The sequence below is a fragment of the Gracilibacillus caseinilyticus genome (assembly GCF_022919115.1).
GTDB lineage: Bacteria > Bacillota > Bacilli > Bacillales > Amphibacillaceae > Gracilibacillus > Gracilibacillus caseinilyticus.
Window position 1 is genome coordinate 3,513,044 of record NZ_CP095072.1, and the last position, 20,134, is coordinate 3,533,177.

The 20,134-nt window shown below is 39.2% G+C and carries 14 protein-coding genes and 1 other annotated feature; of the genes, 4 read left to right on the forward strand and 10 right to left on the reverse strand.

Going from position 1 to position 20,134, the window contains the following annotated elements; all coding sequences use genetic code 11:
• Positions 1 to 155 precede the first annotated feature (155 nt).
• Together ilvA and MUN88_RS16810 are read right to left on the reverse strand one after the other, a co-directional pair.
• Positions 156 to 1,415: a threonine ammonia-lyase IlvA gene (ilvA, locus tag MUN88_RS16805; protein WP_244717082.1), complete on the reverse strand. Its 1,260-nt coding sequence runs from the start codon at positions 1,413 to 1,415 to the stop codon at positions 156 to 158.
• 80 nt (positions 1,416 to 1,495) lie between these two features.
• Positions 1,496 to 3,505 carry a beta-galactosidase gene (locus MUN88_RS16810; protein WP_244717084.1) on the reverse strand — a complete coding sequence of 670 codons (2,010 nt, stop codon included), beginning with the start codon at positions 3,503 to 3,505 and terminating at the stop codon, positions 1,496 to 1,498.
• 147 nt (positions 3,506 to 3,652) lie between these two features.
• Between MUN88_RS16810 and MUN88_RS16815 the strand changes: the two genes are divergently transcribed.
• Positions 3,653 to 4,177: a DUF6944 family repetitive protein gene (locus MUN88_RS16815; RefSeq protein WP_244717086.1), complete on the forward strand. Its 525-nt coding sequence runs from the start codon at positions 3,653 to 3,655 to the stop codon at positions 4,175 to 4,177.
• Here MUN88_RS16815 and MUN88_RS16820 read toward each other — a convergent pair.
• The 5 genes from MUN88_RS16820 to MUN88_RS16840 form a co-directional block, all read right to left on the reverse strand.
• Positions 4,174 to 4,950: a class I SAM-dependent methyltransferase gene (locus MUN88_RS16820; protein WP_244717088.1), complete on the reverse strand. Its 777-nt coding sequence runs from the start codon at positions 4,948 to 4,950 to the stop codon at positions 4,174 to 4,176. The two genes, MUN88_RS16815 and MUN88_RS16820, sit on opposite strands and share 4 nt — an antisense overlap.
• A gap of 63 nt (positions 4,951 to 5,013) precedes the next feature.
• Positions 5,014 to 5,937 (reverse strand): manganese-dependent inorganic pyrophosphatase, encoded by a 924-nt coding sequence (locus MUN88_RS16825; RefSeq protein ID WP_244717090.1) that lies wholly within the window; start codon positions 5,935 to 5,937, stop codon positions 5,014 to 5,016.
• Positions 5,938 to 6,012: 75 nt separating this feature from the next.
• Positions 6,013 to 7,257: a glutamate-5-semialdehyde dehydrogenase gene (locus tag MUN88_RS16830; protein ID WP_244717092.1), complete on the reverse strand. Its 1,245-nt coding sequence runs from the start codon at positions 7,255 to 7,257 to the stop codon at positions 6,013 to 6,015.
• On the reverse strand, positions 7,250 to 8,377 hold the full coding sequence (gene proB, locus MUN88_RS16835; RefSeq protein ID WP_244717094.1) for a glutamate 5-kinase: 1,128 nt from the start codon (positions 8,375 to 8,377) through the stop codon (positions 7,250 to 7,252). Before proB ends, MUN88_RS16830 begins: the two co-directional genes overlap by 8 nt.
• A gap of 71 nt (positions 8,378 to 8,448) precedes the next feature.
• Positions 8,449 to 8,665: a binding site (T-box leader), on the reverse strand.
• Between the two features lie 53 nt (positions 8,666 to 8,718).
• Positions 8,719 to 9,798 carry a branched-chain amino acid aminotransferase gene (locus MUN88_RS16840; protein ID WP_244717096.1) on the reverse strand — a complete coding sequence of 360 codons (1,080 nt, stop codon included), beginning with the start codon at positions 9,796 to 9,798 and terminating at the stop codon, positions 8,719 to 8,721.
• A gap of 138 nt (positions 9,799 to 9,936) precedes the next feature.
• Between MUN88_RS16840 and MUN88_RS16845 the strand changes: the two genes are divergently transcribed.
• A complete protein-coding gene (locus MUN88_RS16845) occupies positions 9,937 to 10,668 on the forward strand; it encodes a CBS domain-containing protein (RefSeq protein WP_244717098.1) in 732 nt (243 codons plus the stop codon).
• A 261-nt stretch (positions 10,669 to 10,929) separates the two neighbouring features.
• Here MUN88_RS16845 and MUN88_RS16850 read toward each other — a convergent pair whose 3' ends face one another.
• Entirely contained in the window at positions 10,930 to 12,426 is a 1,497-nt protein-coding gene (locus MUN88_RS16850; RefSeq protein ID WP_244717100.1) for a glutamate synthase subunit beta, read from the reverse strand.
• Positions 12,427 to 12,442: 16 nt separating this feature from the next.
• A complete protein-coding gene (gene gltB, locus MUN88_RS16855) occupies positions 12,443 to 16,996 on the reverse strand; it encodes a glutamate synthase large subunit (protein ID WP_244717102.1) in 4,554 nt (1,517 codons plus the stop codon).
• A gap of 127 nt (positions 16,997 to 17,123) precedes the next feature.
• On the opposite strand from gltB, the gene gltC reads away from it, so the two are divergent.
• Positions 17,124 to 18,026, forward strand: coding sequence for a glutamate biosynthesis transcriptional regulator GltC (gltC, locus tag MUN88_RS16860; RefSeq protein ID WP_244717104.1), 903 nt, complete (start codon positions 17,124 to 17,126; stop codon positions 18,024 to 18,026).
• A gap of 561 nt (positions 18,027 to 18,587) precedes the next feature.
• On the opposite strand, the gene MUN88_RS16865 is transcribed toward gltC, so the two are convergent.
• Positions 18,588 to 19,478, reverse strand: coding sequence for a 5'-3' exonuclease (locus MUN88_RS16865; RefSeq protein WP_244717106.1), 891 nt, complete (start codon positions 19,476 to 19,478; stop codon positions 18,588 to 18,590).
• A 97-nt stretch (positions 19,479 to 19,575) separates the two neighbouring features.
• Here MUN88_RS16865 and msrA point away from each other — a divergent pair, with 97 nt between their 5' ends.
• On the forward strand, positions 19,576 to 20,103 hold the full coding sequence (gene msrA, locus MUN88_RS16870; protein ID WP_244717108.1) for a peptide-methionine (S)-S-oxide reductase MsrA: 528 nt from the start codon (positions 19,576 to 19,578) through the stop codon (positions 20,101 to 20,103).
• Positions 20,104 to 20,134: the final 31 nt, after the last annotated feature.

The following is a 20,134-nucleotide window of genomic DNA, read 5'->3' on the forward strand; positions in this document are numbered from 1 at the left end:
TATCCAAATTACCACAATGTCAGACAGTTCTACTTTACATAATCCGTATTATAAGAACTCACACTTCATCTTAAGCATGATTACTTCTGCTATTTTCATTAAAATCTACTTTCTTAAGGTGTAAGAAAAGGAAGCGACTGTCCGCTTCCTTTCACTTAGATCAACAATTGGAATAATTGCTCATCCTTATTGATTTCGATATAAGTAAAGCCTTTACTCTCCATACGTGAAATAATTAAATGATAATCTTCCGCATGTTTTAATTCAATTCCAACGAGTACAGGTCCTCTATCACGATTGTTTTTCTTTGTGTATTCAAACCTTGTTATGTCATCTTCTTTTCCGAGAACATCATCCATGAATTCACGTAATGCACCTGCACGTTGTGGAAAATTAACGATAAAATAATGCTTAAATCCTTCATAAATTAAGGAACGTTCTTTAAAATCTTGCATCCTATCAATGTCATTATTACCGCCACTTACCACACAAACAATATTTTTACCTTTGATTTCTTCCCGGTAATAATCAAGAGCTGAAACTGGTAAAGCGCCTGCTGGTTCTGCAACAATGGCATTCTCGTTATAAAGATCTAACAATGTACTGCATAACTTCCCTTCCGGCACAACAGCAACGTCATCAATAAATTCTTTGGCAATATCAAACGAAATATCACCGACTTGTTTCACACTTGCACCATCAACAAATTTATCGATTTTGTCCAATTTAACAATTTCGCCTTTATTTAAAGCTGCTTGCATCGAAGCTGCACCTTGTGGTTCAACACCAATAATTTTTGTATCAGGGCTAATACTGCTTATGTAGGATCCAACACCAGAAATTAATCCTCCACCACCGATTGCCATAAAAACATGGGAAATAGGTTCTTCCATTGCATCTAAAATCTCTAAACCGATTGTCCCCTGTCCGGTAATCGTTCTCGTATCATTAAATGGATGAATAAAGGATGACTGGTGCTGATTGCAATATTCCATTGCTTCTTCGAAGGAATCGTCAAATGTATCACCAGTTAAACGGATTTCCACAAAAGGACCGCCGAAAAATTCGACACGGTTTACTTTTTGACGAGGTGTCGTACTCGGCATAAAGATAACACCTTTAACACCTAAAGCTTTACAAGAGTAGGCTACACCTTGTGCATGATTACCCGCACTGGCACATACAACTCCATTAGCTAATTCTTCTTTTGTTAATCCTTGCATTAAGTTATACGCTCCACGAATCTTAAACGAACGGACAACTTGTAAATCTTCTCTTTTTAAATATACGTTACAATCATATTTATCCGATAATATTGTATCACGTTGTAGAGGTGTTTTCACCACGACATCTTTTAACACTTGATTTGCTATAATGATATCTCTTACTTGGATTGGATTGACTTTTGTACTCATTCTACGAACCCTTCCTACTTCAATTGTTAAATTTATACTAACATAAAGAAGCAGAATAGAAAATAAATTTACTCAATTTTTCAAAATCTTATGACAGCTACATCTGTACCACTAACCGTTATTTCATCTGATACATCTGTTTTTTGTAAACAATTTTCGTATAATTTGTTCGGCTCCAGCGAAATAGTGACAGGATCTTCATTATAATTTAATATAAACAAAAAGGTTTTTTCATTCTTTTTACGCTCGACTATTTCCACATTTTCCGGTGCATCAAGCGGTGCCTTAATGTCTGACTGTTGGAATATACCTGCCAATAAGCTGGCTAAGCATTCACTTGCTAGATTTGTTCCAATATAAACGGATTTCCCCTTTCCATAGCGGTGAATTGTCACTGCTGGTTTGCCTTTATACCAGTTATCCTTAAAATGAGCGACAGCTTTTGCACCTTCTAACCGGATAATATCCGCCCATGTATCCACAGTAGTAATCTCACCATTGGCGACGATTCTGTTGGTCTCGTCATCTGCCATCGGTGCAAACTCCTCGACAGTCATACCTAACAGGTTTCGAAGCGGTGCTGGATATCCCCCTAAATGAATGTGATCTTGCTCATCTACAATTCCACTGAAAAAGCTGACAATTAGTGTGCCACCATTTTTTACGAACTCCTCTAGATGCTTCTCTTCCCCATTGCGGATCATGTAGAGCATCGGAGCCACTATGACTTGATAGGTTGATAGGTCACTGGTCGTTTCAACAAAATCAACGGCGATATTTTGTTCGTAACATACCTGATAATATGAATAGACTTGATCTAAATAAGATAATTTGTTGTGCGGTTTTCCTTCATGCTCAACAGCCCACCAATTTTCCCAATCGAAAATAATGGCTACTCTAGCCGTACCTCTGGCACCTGCTAAGCCATCCAATTGCTTTAACTCTTGACCAAGCTGTTTAACCTCTTGGTAGACCCGGCTGTTTGGATCATTCGAATGCTGAACCATCGCACCATGAAACTTCTCAGCGCCTGCTCTTCCTTGACGCCATTGGAAATACATCACGCCATCTCCACCACGTGCTACGGTTGAATAACTCCATAGACGCATTTCGCCTGGTTTCTTGGTCAGGTTGATATCTCGCCAATTAACATGAGAGGTCACTTGTTCCATTAGATAAAATGGCTGTCCATTCTTTAAGCTTCTCATCAAATCGTGATGCATGGCATGTCGATATGGTCTCCCTTCTCTTGGATCCGGATAGGAATCCCAAGTAACCAAATCCATTTCTTTTGCCCATTCGAAATAATTTAACGGTTTAAATTCATACATAAAATTCGTGAATACCGGTACTTCTGGTGTTACATCACGTAATACTTCTTTCTCAATTTTATATAAATCAAAAATCGCGTCGTTCATAAACCGTTCGTAATCTAATCGTTGACTCGGATTATAGAAAGTTGGCAGATTAACAGGAAATTGAATTTCATCCCAGTCATTATAACGTTGACTCCAAAAGTTCGTTCCCCACTTTTGATTCAGTTGTTCTATCGTCTCGTAACGATTTTTTAGCCAATCACGGAATGTTTCTAAGCTCTCTTGACTGTAACATTCAGCGAGATGGCATGCATATTCATTATTGATATGCCACATTTTTAATGCAGGATGATCTTTATAGCGATTGGCCATTTCGGTTACCAGTCGTTTAACGGCATAACGGAATCGCTTACTATTGGGCGAATAGTGCTGTCTTGAACCAATTTGATAGGGGACACCATTTGCTTGAACCGCTAATACTTCCGGATAGTCTTTCGATAACCAAGCAGGAGGTGAAGCAGTTGCTGTAGCTAACGAAACGCCAACACCGTGTTCGTGTAGAATATCCAGTACACGGTCCAGCCAATGAAAATCAAATTCTCCTTCTTTCCTTTCGATTACGGACCAGCTGAAAATAGCAACAGAAACAAGGTTGACCCCAGCTTCTTGCATCAATTTCGCATCCTCTAACCATACAGATTCATCCCATTGCTCAGGATTGTAATCGCCACCAAAAGCAATTTGCGGCATAACATCTTCAATTGCTTTGACCATCTTCTCCACTCCTCATCACTCTCTATGTATTGATACGTACATCTTATAAGAAAACGCTGTCACAATCAAGTTATGTACTCTGTTTTCTAAACAGATATCGTTGAATTACATAAACTAATAGCAGTATATGAAAAGCAGGTGAGATTCATGGTTACGAAAGAGCAGCAGCAATTAGGCGGTTGGGTGCAGGCAGCAGGCACTGTCTTAGCTGCGATTGGCAGTACGCCTGAATTTAAATTATCAACAGATCTCCAGCAAAATCTTCAATTAATTGGTAATGTCATGCAAGCAACAGGAAATGCGATACAGGTAGATGAGATTTCCATCACTGATTGGGATAGTATGGCGAATGAAATACAAGCAGCCGGCAACATTACAGAAATTGCAGCCTTACAGCTTAATATTGATGAGTACATGCAAAACCAACTCAATACACAAGGTAATTTAATGCAGGCATTAGGCGGCTCGATCAGTTTCACTCAAACTTGGCAACAGCCATTGTCCACTGAAATCATGTATAGTGGCTACGGTAATTTATTGCAAGTAATTGGAAACAGCCTTCAAGCACTGTCTACCCAACTAAAGCAGCAAGCCGAAAATGTAAATACGATCGGTAACTGGATTCAAGCGATCGGCGCTATTATGACAGCCCTTGCAAATGAACTGGATTAGTATACATCGATAACTCCATAATGAAACAAAGCGGTTTTCCTTATTTGTTGTTCAAATCCAAATTCAGCGAATCGCTTACTTTTATAATGGTCTTTTAATACAACCCGCTTTCGTGCAACACGTTTGGCTTCTGCTATCGTATGCTCTGTTATCGCTTCCGTTATGGATCTGGAACGCAACCCTTTTATCCCATCGGAAGTGTCTATTCTTTCCTCGAACATCGGATCAAAATAAATGACATCATAAGCATTTGTCTCCGTGTGCTGCAGAAATTGTAAATGCATTGCATGCTTTACTTCGATTTGTTTCATAGCAGTATTAATTGCCGCATTAGCAGATTGATAATGTTGCAGCCCCTCCTTAACTAACAGATATAATGGAAAGCTTCCTTCCACACCTGTCACTACACCGCTTGGACCGACAGCAATACTTGCGATGATTGCATCTGACGCTAGACCTAATGTACAGTCCAAATAAGACATTCCGGATCTTAGCCCTGTTGCCTGAATAAATGGATCCCCTTCACCTTTTAGTAACCGTTTTGCCCGCACCATTGCCATATTAGGATGAAAAAAGACATCCGTTTGCAGTTCTTGAGGAGATAGGTTTAATCGATTTTTCCCTACCACCAGCACATCTGTGTGATACCGCTTTTTTAACTGCTCTACCGATACGCCTTTCCGTTCGACATATGGGAAGTGATATTGCTCTGCTAATACTTGTGCTTCTCGGATAAAAATGTCAGTAGTTCGACCTGCTGTAGTGATAATCATCTGGATCCCCTTATTCGTGAAAAAGAGGTATTATCGATGATAATACCTCTTTCACCAGTCTTATTAAAATATATTTTGTAAATTTGGCACAACTTGTTTCTTACGAGACACTACGCCCTTTAAAGTAGCAGTCGAATCATCTAAGGTCACATCAAATGCTTCTGCTACTTTATCGCCAGCTTCACCCACTGTTAACACAACCGAATCGTTATTTAAAATGTCCGTAATTAAAAATACAAATAGCTTCAAGCCTTTGTCTGCTACTGTTTTTTCAATAACAGGCTCAATTTCGCTTCTCAATGAAAGGACATCATTGATATCTACCGTGTTGACTTGAGCGATTTCTACTTTGTTACCATTCATATCGAATTCTTTTGCATCAAGACTAATTAATTCTTGGGGCGTCTTATCGCTGAGATCAGCACCAGCTTTTAACATGTCAAGACCATAGCTATCCGCATCTACACCAGCAATTTCAGCTAATTCTTTAGCAGCTGCAACATCCTGGTCCGTACATGTTGGAGATTTAAATAATAAAGAATCAGAAATAATAGCAGAAAGCATCAAGCCTGCAGTTTCTTTTTTGATCTCTACATTATGTTCTTTATAGATTTTATTTAGAATAGTCGCTGTACAGCCAACTGGTTCCGCACGATAGTACAATGGATCATTTGTTTCAAAATTGGCAATACGGTGATGATCAATTACTTCTAATACTTGAACACGATCAATATCTTCCGCACTTTGCTGACTTTCGTTATGGTCAACCAAAATTACCTGATCGACTTCATCAGACACGTTTTCCACCATACGTGGTGCTGCTTGTTTAAAGTAGTCTAAAGCAAATTGTGTTTCCCCGTTCACTTCACCAAGTCGAACAGCTTCTACATCTTCCCCTAAAGCCGTCTTTAATTCGGCATAAGCAATTGCTGAACAGATCGTATCTGTATCCGGATTTTTGTGTCCAAAAATTAATGTGTTTGCCATGTCTCATACTCCTTTATTTACCATATATTTATATCCAACCCCATTATACAGGAATTGTTGCAAAAGAAAAATAATTTACTTAATTTGTCCAGTACCATGTAACAAATATTTTGTAGAGGTTAAGGCTTCTAGTCCCATAGGCCCTCGGGCATGCAGTTTTTGAGTACTGATTCCTATTTCCGCACCAAAACCGAATTCAAATCCATCGGTAAATCTGGTGGAAGAATTATGGTAAACTGCAGCAGCATCAACTTGATTCATAAATGTCACAACATGTTCTTCATCTTCAGAAATAATCGATTCAGAATGACTGGTACCGTAATGATTAATATGCTCAATTGCTTCATCTAGCTTATCAACGACTTTGATTGCTACGATTTTATCTAAATATTCCGTACCATAATCTTCGTCCGTTACTGCAATTACATGATCAGCAGCCTGCTGTGTGAAACGATCCCCATGGATTTCCACATCCGCTTGCTGCAGAGATGTCACAAGATCTGTCATATACTTATCTGCCCAATTTCGATCGACCAAGATTGTTTCGATCGAATTGCAGACAGAAGGACGTTGAGTTTTGGCATTGATCGCGATCTCGATGGCCATATCCTTTTGTGCCGTTTCGTCGATAAACAGATGACAATTCCCTGCTCCTGTTTCAAGTACTGGAACAGAAGCGTTCGCAACGACAGTATCAATCAGTTTTTTGCCACCTCTAGGAATAAGCACGTGTAAATATTTATTGAGCTTAAACATTTCTGAAGCTGTTGCTCTGCTGGTATCCTCCACCAATTGAACAGCATCATTTGGTAATGCCGATTGACGTAGAGCATCATGAATTACGTTGACTAGAGCTATGTTTGAATAAATAGCAGATGAGCTACCCCTTAACAAAACAGCATTTCCTGTTTTTAAACATAGGCTGGCTGCATCTACTGTCACATTTGGACGAGCTTCATAAATCATACCAACTACACCAATAGGAACACGCATTTTTTGAATGTTCAAACCATTTGGTCTTGACCATTCTTCTAAAATAGCTCCAACTGGATCGGCTAATTCTACTAATTGCAGCATCGCATCCGCCATTTCTTCTATTCGTTGTTCATTTAGGACAAGTCTGTCAATTAATGACTCATGCAGACCATTGCTGCGACCTTTTTCGATATCACGGTTATTCTCTTCCATAATGAATTCTTTCTGATTACGTAATTCTTCTGAGATGAGTCGTAGTGCTTCATTTTTTTGCGCTGTACTTGCGGATGCTAAGTCTGTTGTTGTCGCATGCACAAGTTGCGCTTTCTCTAATAAATCACTCATAATTGTATGCCTCCTCTATCGATAATACGAGTCTGTCCCGATGAACAGCTTCCGGCCTGTTACTGGCCGATTGCTTCATAGCGACTTTACTCTGTTCTCCTTTAGATTGAATCAGTTCGGTTGCAGAATAGTTTACTTGCCCCTTCGCGATAATATGATCGTTATAGACAATATCTACAACATTACCGATCTCAAAGTCACCTTCTACCCACTTGATTCCAGCTGGCAGCAGGCTTTTACCATGATGAAGGATCGCCTCACTTGCCCCTTGATCGACGTGCAATCTGCCAGAAACTTTAGAATGAAATGCGATCCATTGTTTTTGTTTGCGGTAACTGTTACTCAGTTCTTCGCCAATATACGTCCCATCTCCGTGTTCTTCCATTATCTGGATTAATTTATCCTTTCCAGAACCTGTTCCGACAAACACTTTTACTCCTAGCGATAACGCGGTTTTGGCAGCAAGCAATTTCGATTTCATACCACCTGTTCCGACTTTCGATCCAGTTTCATGCTTCGTTTGTTGCAGAATCTCTGCCGTTAGCATTGGCAGTCGCTCATATTTATTAGCAGTTGGATCAGTTTTCGGGTTCTTATCATATAAGCCATTGATATCCGTCAGCATTATTAAGAAATCGGCATGCACAAGCCCACTTACCAAAGCAGATAACATGTCATTATCGCCAAAGGTTAATTCGTCGATCGCAACCGTATCATTCTCATTAATAACCGGAATCACATCTCGCTTTAACAGCTCCGTTAACGTCTGATACACATTACTGTATTGTAATTGATTTGAAAAAACATCCTTTGTTAACAGTAATTGAGCAGCAACCATATCATATTCTTTGAACGCATCGTTATATGCCTGGACGAGCAACCCTTGCCCCACTGCAGCAGCTGCTTGTTTTCCTGATACCGTTACTGGTCTCGACGGGTATCCTAAATCATAAAATCCGGCAGAGACCGCGCCAGACGAGATTAAGATGACTTCATAATGCTGTTTTTTCAATGCTGCGATGGCTGCTGTATGTTCTTTTAATTTCAACAAATCAAGTCCACCATTTTTATTGGTGAGGGAACTACTTCCTATTTTCACCACAATCCGCTGTTTTGCCATAACTTCCACGCCTTCATTTGAAATAGTCAAATCTGCATCATACCAAACAAAAAACTCCCCCATCCCTTATCAAAAAGGACGAAAGAGCTTTCCCGCGGTACCACCTTTATTTGATCATACATTTGGTATGATCCTCTCAACTCTTTAACGCAGAGTAACGTTTAAGTTTATCCTTAACAGTTCCTAGAGTAGGTTCATCAGGATAGTGGATGATGGAATCTCTCAGCCAATGAATTCCATTCTCTTCTCATCATATCACTCACTACTGGCTCTAGTCATAACTTTTTATTTATTCTAATGTTATTATAGTGAATAGCTTTGTAAATCTCAAGTGTTATTGCCTATTTATAACTAACTTTTGTCGTCCAATTAAAAATGTCATCTTCCGTTCCATACTGAATACCGGTTAAGGTTTCATATAAACGCTTCGCAATAGGACCAGTTTTACTTTCATTGATAACCATTTGGTGACCTTCCCAAGCAAGCTCACCAATCGGTGAAATAACAGCTGCCGTACCGGAACCGAACGCTTCTTCTAATGCACCATCCTGGTAATGCTGATATAGTTCTTCCATTGTAATTTTTCGTTCTGTTACAGGAAGATCCCAGTGTTTCAACATTTGGATTACGGAATTTCTAGTGACACCCTCTAAGATACTTCCGTTCAGTTCAGGTGTGACAATTTCACCATTTATTTTAAAGAAGACATTCATACTTCCGACTTCTTCAATGTATTTTTTCTCTACACCATCTAACCATAAAACTTGAGCATATCCTTCTTTTGAAACAATTTCCTGAGCTTTCAAGCTGGAAGCATAGTTTCCTGCCGTTTTCGCTTCTCCTGTTCCACCTTGTACAGCACGAACAAATTGATTTTCGACAGCAATTTTTACTGGGTTAATCCCTGCTTCATAATAAGCACCAACTGGTGAAAGAATGACAATAAATTGGTAGGTAGCAGATGGTGACACACCTAAATATGGTTCTGTTGAAATCACGAACGGTCGGATATATAGAGATGTACCTGGTGCATCCGGTACCCATTCCTGATCAATATGTACAAGATGTTTAATCGCATCGATAGCAAATTCTTCATCGATCTGTGGAATACATAATCTATCGTTCGAGCGATTCAAACGTTCCATATTTTTATCCGGTCGGAATAATTGGATGTTATCACGTTTCGTACGATATGCTTTTAACCCTTCAAAAACAGTCTGACCATAATGAAAAACAATCGCTGCAGGATCAAGCGTTAGTGGCTGATATGGTACAATTCTCGGATTATGCCATCCACGGTCTGGATTATAATCTTGGATAAACATGTGATCTGTAAAATATTTGCCAAAAGAAAGCTGATCAGATTGTGGTTTTTCTTTTGGATTTTCATTCTTGATATAAGTTATCGTATACTCTGACATAAAAAAAGACTCCTTATTTGTATGAATTCGATCATTTTTCGGCAAAATAACCTATAACTTTTATTTTATTACTAAACAAGTAAAGATGACAACCTTTTTATTCTGACAATTCGCAATCAATTAAAGGAGAAATACATCATGGATGAAGCACGATCTGCACGATTCGAAGCTGCTTTTAATCAAATACACGATAAATTGTGTGATTACGCACAAGAACAGAACAACCATTCATCATTCACAGAAGTCTTGACCAAAGCCAAATACCACCATGCTGTTATTGAACAATATTATCATATACTAAAGCAATGCAGTAAATTAAGAAATGCCATGGTCCATCGAAAAATCAAAGAAGATTTTTACATAGCTGAGCCGCACGAACAAGTAGTAAAAGAAATAGAGCAGCTTGCAGCGATACTGACAGAGCCGCCATTAGCCGTCACAATCGCGTCAAAACCAGTAGAATTTTTTGAACTGAAGTCAACTGTTCCCAAATTATTCGACTGTTTACAGGAAAAAGGCTACTCACAATATCCCATTTATCAGGAGAATAAATTTGTTGGCTTGTTAACAGACGGTGAAATTGCAAATACTGTTATCCGACATATGGATCAGCTGCCAGAAGATAAGGAACAGACTATCGGCGATTTATTTGAAATCACGAAAGAAGAAAATGTCGCGATCGTAGGTAGTGATGCTACTGTAATGGATGTCGAAGTACTATTTCAAGCTCATTTACAAAAAGGGATTAAATTAGAAGCGATTCTTCTTACCGAAACAGGTTCTGCTGCAGAATTACCAGTCGGGATCATCTCTTCCTGGGACCTTATCCGTTTGCGAACGTACGATTTTCCTTTATTGCGTCATACGTAATGTACTAACTTCCAATTCCTTTGTAGAGTCCAAACATTAGCGTAGGCCAACCACGTAGACTCCCGCAGGACGCGAAGTGGTTGGCCGGAGCGGTATCCTAGCACATTAAATATTTCAAAATAAGCACAAAGCTAGTTAACATAATCTGTATTATGTCGACTAGCTATTTACTTCAGTCACTAGCTACGTTTATTTATTAGTTTTCTTCATTCCTCTTTCTTATAATAGGAAAAGTCCCGACTTTACCGGGACTTTTCTTCGCTACATATTCGCTACTGACGGCAATGCTGTGTCGCCCATTAAATATTGGTCTACCTGATAGGCTACTTCTCTACCTTCGTTAATAGCCCATACGATAAGACTTTGACCACGTCGAGCGTCACCTGCTGCAAATACATGTTCCACATTCGTACGGAAATCACCGTATTCTGCGCTGACACGATTGCGTTCTGTTTCTACATCAAATGCTTTCAACACTGGCTGCTCAGCCCCTTCAAAACCGATCGCGATTAAGACTAATTGAGCTGGCCATACTTTCTCCGTTCCAGGAATTTCTTCAAATACGAACATGCCTTTTTCGTCGCGAGTTTTCTTCATTTCAACTGTGTGAAGTTCTTTTAGCTTGCCATTCTCATCTGTAACAAATTTCTTTGTTTGGATGGAATATTGGCGAATATCTTCACCGAATTTTTCTCTCGCTTCTTTATGTGCGTATTCTAGACTGAAGACCTGTGGATATGCTGGCCATTGATTATCATCATTACGTTTAATCGGTAGTTGAGGGTGTTTACCAAATTGTGCGATACTTTTCGCACCTTGACGAAGTGCTGTTGCGATACAGTCGGCACCAGTATCCCCGCCACCAATAACAATGACATCTTTACCATCAGCATCCAATTCTTCTTCTACTTCGACGGAATCATCTAAAATACTTTCCGTCGCTCTTGTTAAATAATCCATTGCAAAACGTACACCTTTACCCTCACGGCCTTCTAACGGAAGGTCACGGTGTTTTTGAGCACCCGTACACAGAATTACAGAATCATATTTTTCTTTAATTTCTTCAGCAGAAATATCTTTTCCTACTTCCGTATTTAACTCGAAGGTCACACCTTCTTCACGAAGTAATTGTACACGACGTTCCACAACTTCTTTATCTAATTTCATGTTAGGAATACCGTACGTAAGCAATCCGCCAGCTCGATCTGAGCGTTCGTAAACTGTAACCTCATGTCCTGCCTGATTTAATTGATCGGCAGCAGCCATTCCAGCTGGTCCAGAACCGACAATTGCAATGGTTTTACCAGTGCGATGTTCTGGTACACGTGGTGTTATCCAACCTTCTTCAAAACCTTTATCGATAATTTTTTGCTCGATATTTTTGATCGTCACAGCTGGATCATTAATTGCCACGGTACAAGAACCTTCACATGGTGCAGGACATACTCTTCCCGTAAATTCAGGAAAATTATTTGTTTTCATTAAACGATCTAAGGCCTCTCTCCATTTCCCCTTGTACACCAAGTCATTCCACTCGGGAATTAAGTTGTAGACAGGGCAGCCTGAAGTTGCCCCATCTATATCCATCCCGATATGACAGAATGGTGTACCACAGTCCATACAACGTGCTCCTTGTGTTTTTGCCACTTCATCTGAGAAAGGAGCAGAGTATTCTTTCCAATCATGAATTCTTTCCGCAGGATTACGTTCATTTGCTGATTGTCTTTCTATTTCCATAAAACCTGTTGCTTTCCCCATATCATCTGTCTCCTTTCTATTTGGTCAGAACTTCTTCCTGATTTAGTGTAACTGTCATTTTGTCATCTTTCTTAGCCATAAACGCTTCGTAACGAGCATCGTCATCTGATAATCCTTGAGATGCGAACCAATCAATCTGACGTAACATTAACTTGTAATCAGTTGGAATTACTTTAACAATTTTGCTTAGCTCTGCATCCCAATTCTGTAATGTTACAGCAGCTTTATCACTGTTCGTATACTCATAATGGTTAGTAATCATTTCTTTTAATTCTGCTATTTCTAGTTCATCTGAAACCTCTTCAAATTGGACCAATTCATCGTTACACAGGTGTTTAAACTGATCCATATTGTCAGGTTTCACATAAGCTACTCCGCCTGACATACCTGCTGCAAAGTTTTTGCCGACATTACCTAGTATAACAACACGGCCACCAGTCATATATTCACATCCGTGATCCCCTACGCCTTCTACAACGATTTTTGCTCCACTATTTCGGACAGCAAAACGTTCGCCAGCATATCCTTGGATATAAGCTTCACCACTTGTAGCGCCGTAGAATGATACGTTACCAGCAATAACATTATTACCTGGATCAATGGTTGTTTTATCAGAAACACGAACAATTACTTTACCACCAGATAAACCTTTACCTACATAATCATTCGCGTCGCCTGTTACCGTCATCGTCATTCCGGATGGCGTAAATGCACCGAAACTTTGACCTGCTGATCCTGTAAAGTGAAGGTTGATCGTGTCAGCTGGTAAACCTTGTTCACCATATTTTTTAGAAATTTCACTACCGACAATCGTACCTACAACTCGATCAGTATTTTTGATCGGATAGGATGCTTCAACCTTTTCACCTGTCTCGATGGCATCTTTAACAGCCGGCAAAATATATTTTAAATCAAGTGATTCATCTAGTTTGTGATCTTGTTTGGTTGTATTAATACGAGTTCCTTCAGGCTGATACAACAATGTTGATAAATCCAGATGCTGAGCCTTCCAGTGTGACTTCGCACGTTCTGATACTTCTAATACATCCGTTCTGCCAACCATTTCGTCAATAGTGCGGAATCCTAATTCTGCCATAATTTCTCGTACTTCATTGGCGATAAACGTCATATAATTAACTACATGATCCGGATCACCTGTGAACTTCTTACGTAATTCAGGGTTCTGTGTCGCTACCCCTACCGGACATGTATCTTTTTGACATACACGCATCATGACACAACCAACTGCAACTAATGGCGCTGTTGCAAAGCCATATTCTTCTGCACCTAATAATGCTGCCATTACGACATCTCTACCTGTTAATAGCTTACCGTCTGTTTCTAATATGACACGGTCACGCAAATTGTTAAGCATCAAGGTTTGATGTGCTTCTGCTAGGCCTAATTCCCATGGTAGACCCGCATGTTTGATACTAGTTTTAGGAGATGCACCTGTACCACCATCATAACCGACAACTGAAATAACATCTGCATTTCCTTTTGCAACACCTGCAGCAATGGTACCAACACCTGATTTCGCAACAAGTTTCACACTAATTCTTGCATCACGATTAGCATTTTTTAAGTCGTGGATTAATTGTGATAAATCCTCAATTGAATAAATATCATGGTGTGGCGGCGGTGAAATCAAGTCAACACCTGGAGTGGAACCACGCACGTCTGCTACCCATGGGTATACTTTCATACCTGGTAATTGACCACCTTCACCTGGCTTCGCACCTTGGGCCATCTTAATCTGCAATTCTTTCGCATTTACAAGGTAATGACTCTTCGCACCAAAACGCCCAGATGCAACCTGTTTGATCGCACTGGAGCGTAAGTCACCATTTTCATCTCTAGTAAATCGGTCAGGGTCTTCGCCACCTTCACCACTATTACTTTTACCGCCAATGCGGTTCATGGCTATTGCTAATGCTTCGTGTGCTTCTTTACTAATGGAACCGAATGACATGGCTCCTGTTTTGAATCGTTTGAAGATCGATTCTATTGATTCTACTTCTTCAATCGGAATCGCATTTGATTGCTTAAAGCTGAATAAATGTCGTAGTGAGCCTATATTCCCATCATTTGCTGCTTTGGAGAATTTCTTAAATAAGCTGTAATCACCGCGTCGACAAGCCCATTGCAAGGTATAAATGGTCGTAGGGTTAAATGCATGATGTTCCCCTACTTTACGCCATTGGAAATCACTTCCTGGTTCTAATGATTCCTCGATCGCTTCTTTATATCCTTCCTTGTGGCGTTTCTCCGTTTCTTCTTGAATAACTGATAAACCGATACCGTCAATTTGTGAAGCAGTTCCAGTAAAATGATCCGCAATTACTTGCTTACTGATACCGACTGCTTCAAAAATTTGCGCACCTCTATAACTTTGTACCGTTGAGATACCGATTTTTGACATAACCTTGATAATACCTTCTGTAGCAACACTAATATACTTGACTTGTACGTCTGCAAGCGTCAGGTTCATACGGTTATTTAAAATCGATTCATAATACGTTTGATACACAAGGTATGGATGAATTGCATCAACCCCATATCCTAGCATTGTAGCAAAATGATGCACTTCTCGTGCTTCACCGGATTGTGCGATAATGCTTGCTCGTGTACGGATACCCTCACGTACTAAATATTGGTGTAAACCACTTACCGCTAACAAGACTGGAATGGCTTTCTTGTTTGCATCCATGTTTTTGTCACTAAGAATAAGGATATTGCTTCCAGATTCAATCGCAGTTTTTGCTTGTGCAAACACATCTTCTAAAGCTTCTTCCATATTATTTGTAAATAATGTTTCAATAACCGTTGATTTAAAATAATCAATTTGATTATTTTCTAATTTATCAAGCTGTGTGTTCGATAAAATCGGAGAATCCAAACGAATTCTGCTATTTTTCGTTTTTGCAGGGTGCAGGATATCTCCTTCGCCACCGATCCAGGTCAGCATGGAGGTAACCAATTGCTCACGATATGCATCTATCGGTGGATTCGTAACCTGTGCAAATAATTGTTTGAAATAATTAAACAAGCTTTGCGGACGTTGTGATAAAACCGCTAACGGCATATCATTACCCATTGCTCCGATCGGGTCTTTTCCTTCTTCTACAAGCGGAATCAGATATTTTTCTACATCTTCCGTTGTGTAACCAAATGCCTTTTGTTTCTGAATAAGTTGCGGGTCAATATAGTCGTCATTTTCAGCATCTACTTCTAACCTTACAATTTGTTCATCCAGCCATTCACCGTATGGTTGAGTACTCGCGATCTCTTCTTTAATTTCTTTGTCGGAAATAATGCGTCCTTCTTCTATATCTACCAGAAGCATTTTCCCTGGACTTAAACGCTCTTTTAACAGTACATTTTCCTCTTCATAGTCGATAACACCAACCTCTGAAGAATAAATGATATAGTCATCTTTTGTTACATAGTAACGAGCTGGACGTAAACCATTACGGTCTAGAATCGCACCGATTTGTTTTCCATTTGTAAACGTAATGGAAGTAGGCCCATCCCATGGCTCCATCATCATACTGTGATACTGATAGAAGGCACGTTTTTTCTCCTCCATGTTTGCATTCTTATCCCACGGTTCCGGAATAAGCATCATCGCTGCATGTGCAGGCTTACGTCCTGCAAGTGTGAAGAATTCCAATGCGTTATCTAATGTAGCAGAGTCACTTCCGCCACCATTGATAATTGGCAGAATTTTGTCTAAATCATCGCCAAATGCTTCAGAAACAAACTGTTGTTCACGAGCACGCATCCAGTTCACGTTTCCACGCATTGTATTAATTTCCCCGTTATGAATTAAATAACGGTTCGGGTGTGCTCTTTCCCATGATGGGAATGTATTCGTACTGAAACGAGAGTGTACGAGAGAAAAAGCAGACACAAACGCTTCATCTTGTAAATCAAGATAAAATTTATCTACCTGGTCAGGTGTTAATAATCCTTTGTATACAATTGTGCGGTTCGATAAACTTGGGAAATAGAAGCGAATTCCTTGTTCATTTGCCCAGTTTTCCGCTTGTTTTCTAATAATATATAATTTCCGTTCGAACGCTAAATCATCATCTAATTGGTCATTCGCTTCAATAAATACCTGAAGAACGTTCGGTAATGTTTCAATTGCTCCTTTACCAATATGTGTCGGATCGACAGGTACATCACGCCAACCAATTAATTTCTGACCTTCTTGTTCGATCAATCCATTAATTTTGTTTATTGCATCTTTGTTTTCATTCTCATCTTGAGATAAGAACAACATTCCAACTCCATAGCGTCCAACAGCTGGCAGTTGAAAGTCTTTGCATTCTCTTCTAAAATAACTATCAGGGATCTGTACCATTAGTCCAGAACCATCACCTGTCAGTGGGTCTGCTCCCTGTCCACCACGGTGTTCTAGTTTACATAACATGTCAAGACCTTTTTTTACAATTTCGTGTGTTTGCTTCCCTTTTATATGTGCATATAAGCCAATACCACAAGCGTCGTGTTCATAATCGGGATGATACAACCCTTGAGCTTCAGGCAAGTCACGATATGTCATATGTGTCGCCCCCATTCAATATACTTTTAAGGTGTCTATTTATATTGTAAGTTTTCTTATCAATCTAAACAATATATAATATATATATGATCGTTCTAATATTGATATATATCACGAGGTGAAAAATGTGGAATTAAGACAATTACGTTATTTTGTGGAAGTTGCAGAAAGAGAACATGTGTCAGAAGCGGCAGCTGTTCTGCATGTGGCACAATCAGCCATCAGCAGACAGATCTCCAATCTTGAAGCAGAGCTTGGTGTCGAGTTATTTGAACGCGATGGCCGCAATGTACGATTAACCCATATCGGGAGAATATTTCTCACACATACCAAATCAGCTTTAAAAGCGATTGATCATGCCAAAAAACAAATCGATGAATTTATTGACCCTGAAAGAGGCTCGATTAAGATCGGATTTCCAACGAGTCTTGCCGGAAATATGCTGCCAACAGTTATTTCTGAATTCAAAAAGAAACACCCAAAAATAGATTTTCAATTAAGACAAGGCTCTTACAATTTCTTAATTGACGCTGTCAAAAACAGAGAAATAGATGTTGCGTTTATCGGTCCCGTCCCAGACGATCTTCCAGACATCAAAGGTGAAGTATTGTTCAATGAGAATTTTTATGCATTGGTGCCGATATCGCATCCTGCTGCGACGAAAGGTGTAATTGATTTACCGACACTTAAAGACGAGTCTTTCGTATTATTCCCAAAAGGGTATGTTTTACACCAGCTTGTTATTGATGGCTGTATAAGAGCAGGGTTTAATCCGATCGCTACGTCACAGGGAGAGGATTTGGATGCAATTAAAGGACTGGTCGCTGCCGGTATCGGAATTACATTATTACCAGAAAGTGCATTTAACGATTTGAATCCATTTTACAGTGCTAAAGTAGCAATCAAAAATCCAGAATTAACCCGAACAGTCGGTGTTATTATTCCGAAAAAAAGAAAACTGGCCCCATCTGAACAAGTCTTTTACGAATTTATTATCGAATTTTTCTCGCTTATGCAAAAGATGCAATAGGAGTTTTGGGAAAATACATGTGAATAAGTTAAGATTCAGCTGACGTGACCATAAACCTTTGACAAAAGAATTTTAATCAAAAAAAACCGAATATAACAAGCAATCCCATCAAAAAAGGATTCATGTTATATCCGGCTTTATTCTAGTGCTGCAAAGTAACTTCTCAAGAAAATACTTTTTAATCAATTGATGTGAAATAAAGATGTACATCAAATTGGCTATTTTGAAATGTTTTAATTGCTTAGCAAGGCCGATATGCTTCGCGTCCTGTAGGGTGGGGTTCAGCTTCCTCGGAAAGAAATACACTTTCATGCGAGATCTTCAGCCGTGCCCCGTAGGACGCGAAGTGGTTGACCGGAGCGGTATCCCAGCACATTATCTATTTCAAGATGGCATCAACGCTTGTTAGCACAAGAAGTCTCAACAAATTGTCATTACTTCGCAGCTTGCTTCAAAATCGTGTTACTTCTAAACTGACACGAAATAATTATATCTAGATCATTCATGTTCTAATATACACTCTTTTGTTATATTCCAGCCTTTTTCCCGTAAGGCTGTCCATTATGAAGAAGCTTGTAATTTATCTAACCAGCGCCCTGGATTTTGAAATTCCAATTCGGTTTGTAAATAGCTGTGAATCGTACTAAAATCTTTATTGAATAAAGCTTCCTCAATCGAAAATGTAAGCGGAACTTCGGTATAAATGGCTGCCAGCTTACGAGACATTTCGAGATCCTCGGCATACTGCTCCAGCTTTTTCTGCATCCCTTTTGTTAGATTCTCTTTATCTGCTAACATATTATCGATTGTTTCATATTGTTGTAACAGTTTCATTGCTGTCTTTTCACCAACACCTTTGATCCCTGGATAATTATCGGAAGAATCACCCATTAATCCTTTTAAATCAATAATTTGACGGGGGGTCAATGATTTTTTTTCATAAAAATTATCAGCAGTGAATACATCGTAGTTACCTTGACCTTTTTTCATGATTGCAATGTTAATGTTCTCATCCACCAGCTGTAACAAGTCCTGATCACCCGTTACAACAGTTACTTCGTGTTCCTTGTGTAATTGTTTGGCAAGTGTTCCTATACAATCATCTGCTTCAAATCCAGTCACTCCAATATTCGGTACTTGAAAAGCAGTCACCAATTCTTTTGCTAAATCAAATTGTGGAATCAGTTCTTCTGGTGGCGCATCACGATTGGATTTGTAGCCATCGTATAATTCATTGCGAAACGTTTTACTTCCCATATCCCAACAACAAACAACATGAGTTGGTTGAAAAGTTTCCATTGAGTTCGTGAAATAATTTAAAAAACCAAATAATCCATTTCTAGGTACACCTTTGCTGTTGTGCATAAAATTACCTGTAAATGATGTTGCAAAAAAACCTCTAAACAATAACGCCATGCCGTCTACGACAAGAATATGACCTTTATCAGACATCTATTTCACCCTTTGAGTTTTATTCATTTACTTCTATTAACATAACTTGTATATTAAATGCTACAGAGTGATTTTGCAATATGAAGGAGTAATTTTAATGGAGAAAAATTTTAACAAAGCAACATTTGCAGGGGGATGCTTCTGGTGTATGGTCAAACCGTTTGATCAATGGGATGGGGTGGAAAGTGTCATTTCTGGATACACTGGTGGACATATAGACAATCCCAGCTATGAAGATGTCAAAACAGGAAACTCTGGTCACTATGAAGCTGTCCAGATTATATATGAACCAGACAAGATTTCTTATCAGCAAATATTAGATTTATACTGGCCACAAATTGATCCAACAGATGATGGTGGACAATTCCATGACCGTGGCCCTCAGTACCGAACAGCCATTTTCTATCATGATCAGGAGCAACAACAGTTGGCAGAAGCTTCTAAACAAGGATTACAAGCTTCTAATCGCTTTAAAAAAGACATCGCAACAGAAATCCTGCCTGCATCAACTTTTTATCCTGCAGAAGCGTATCATCAGGATTTTTATAAAAAAAATAAACAGGAATACGAAGAAGACCGTGCAAAATCAGGCAGAGATGCATTCATCGAAGAGAATTGGGATTAAACAGACAAAAGAACTTATAGTCAAATGAATA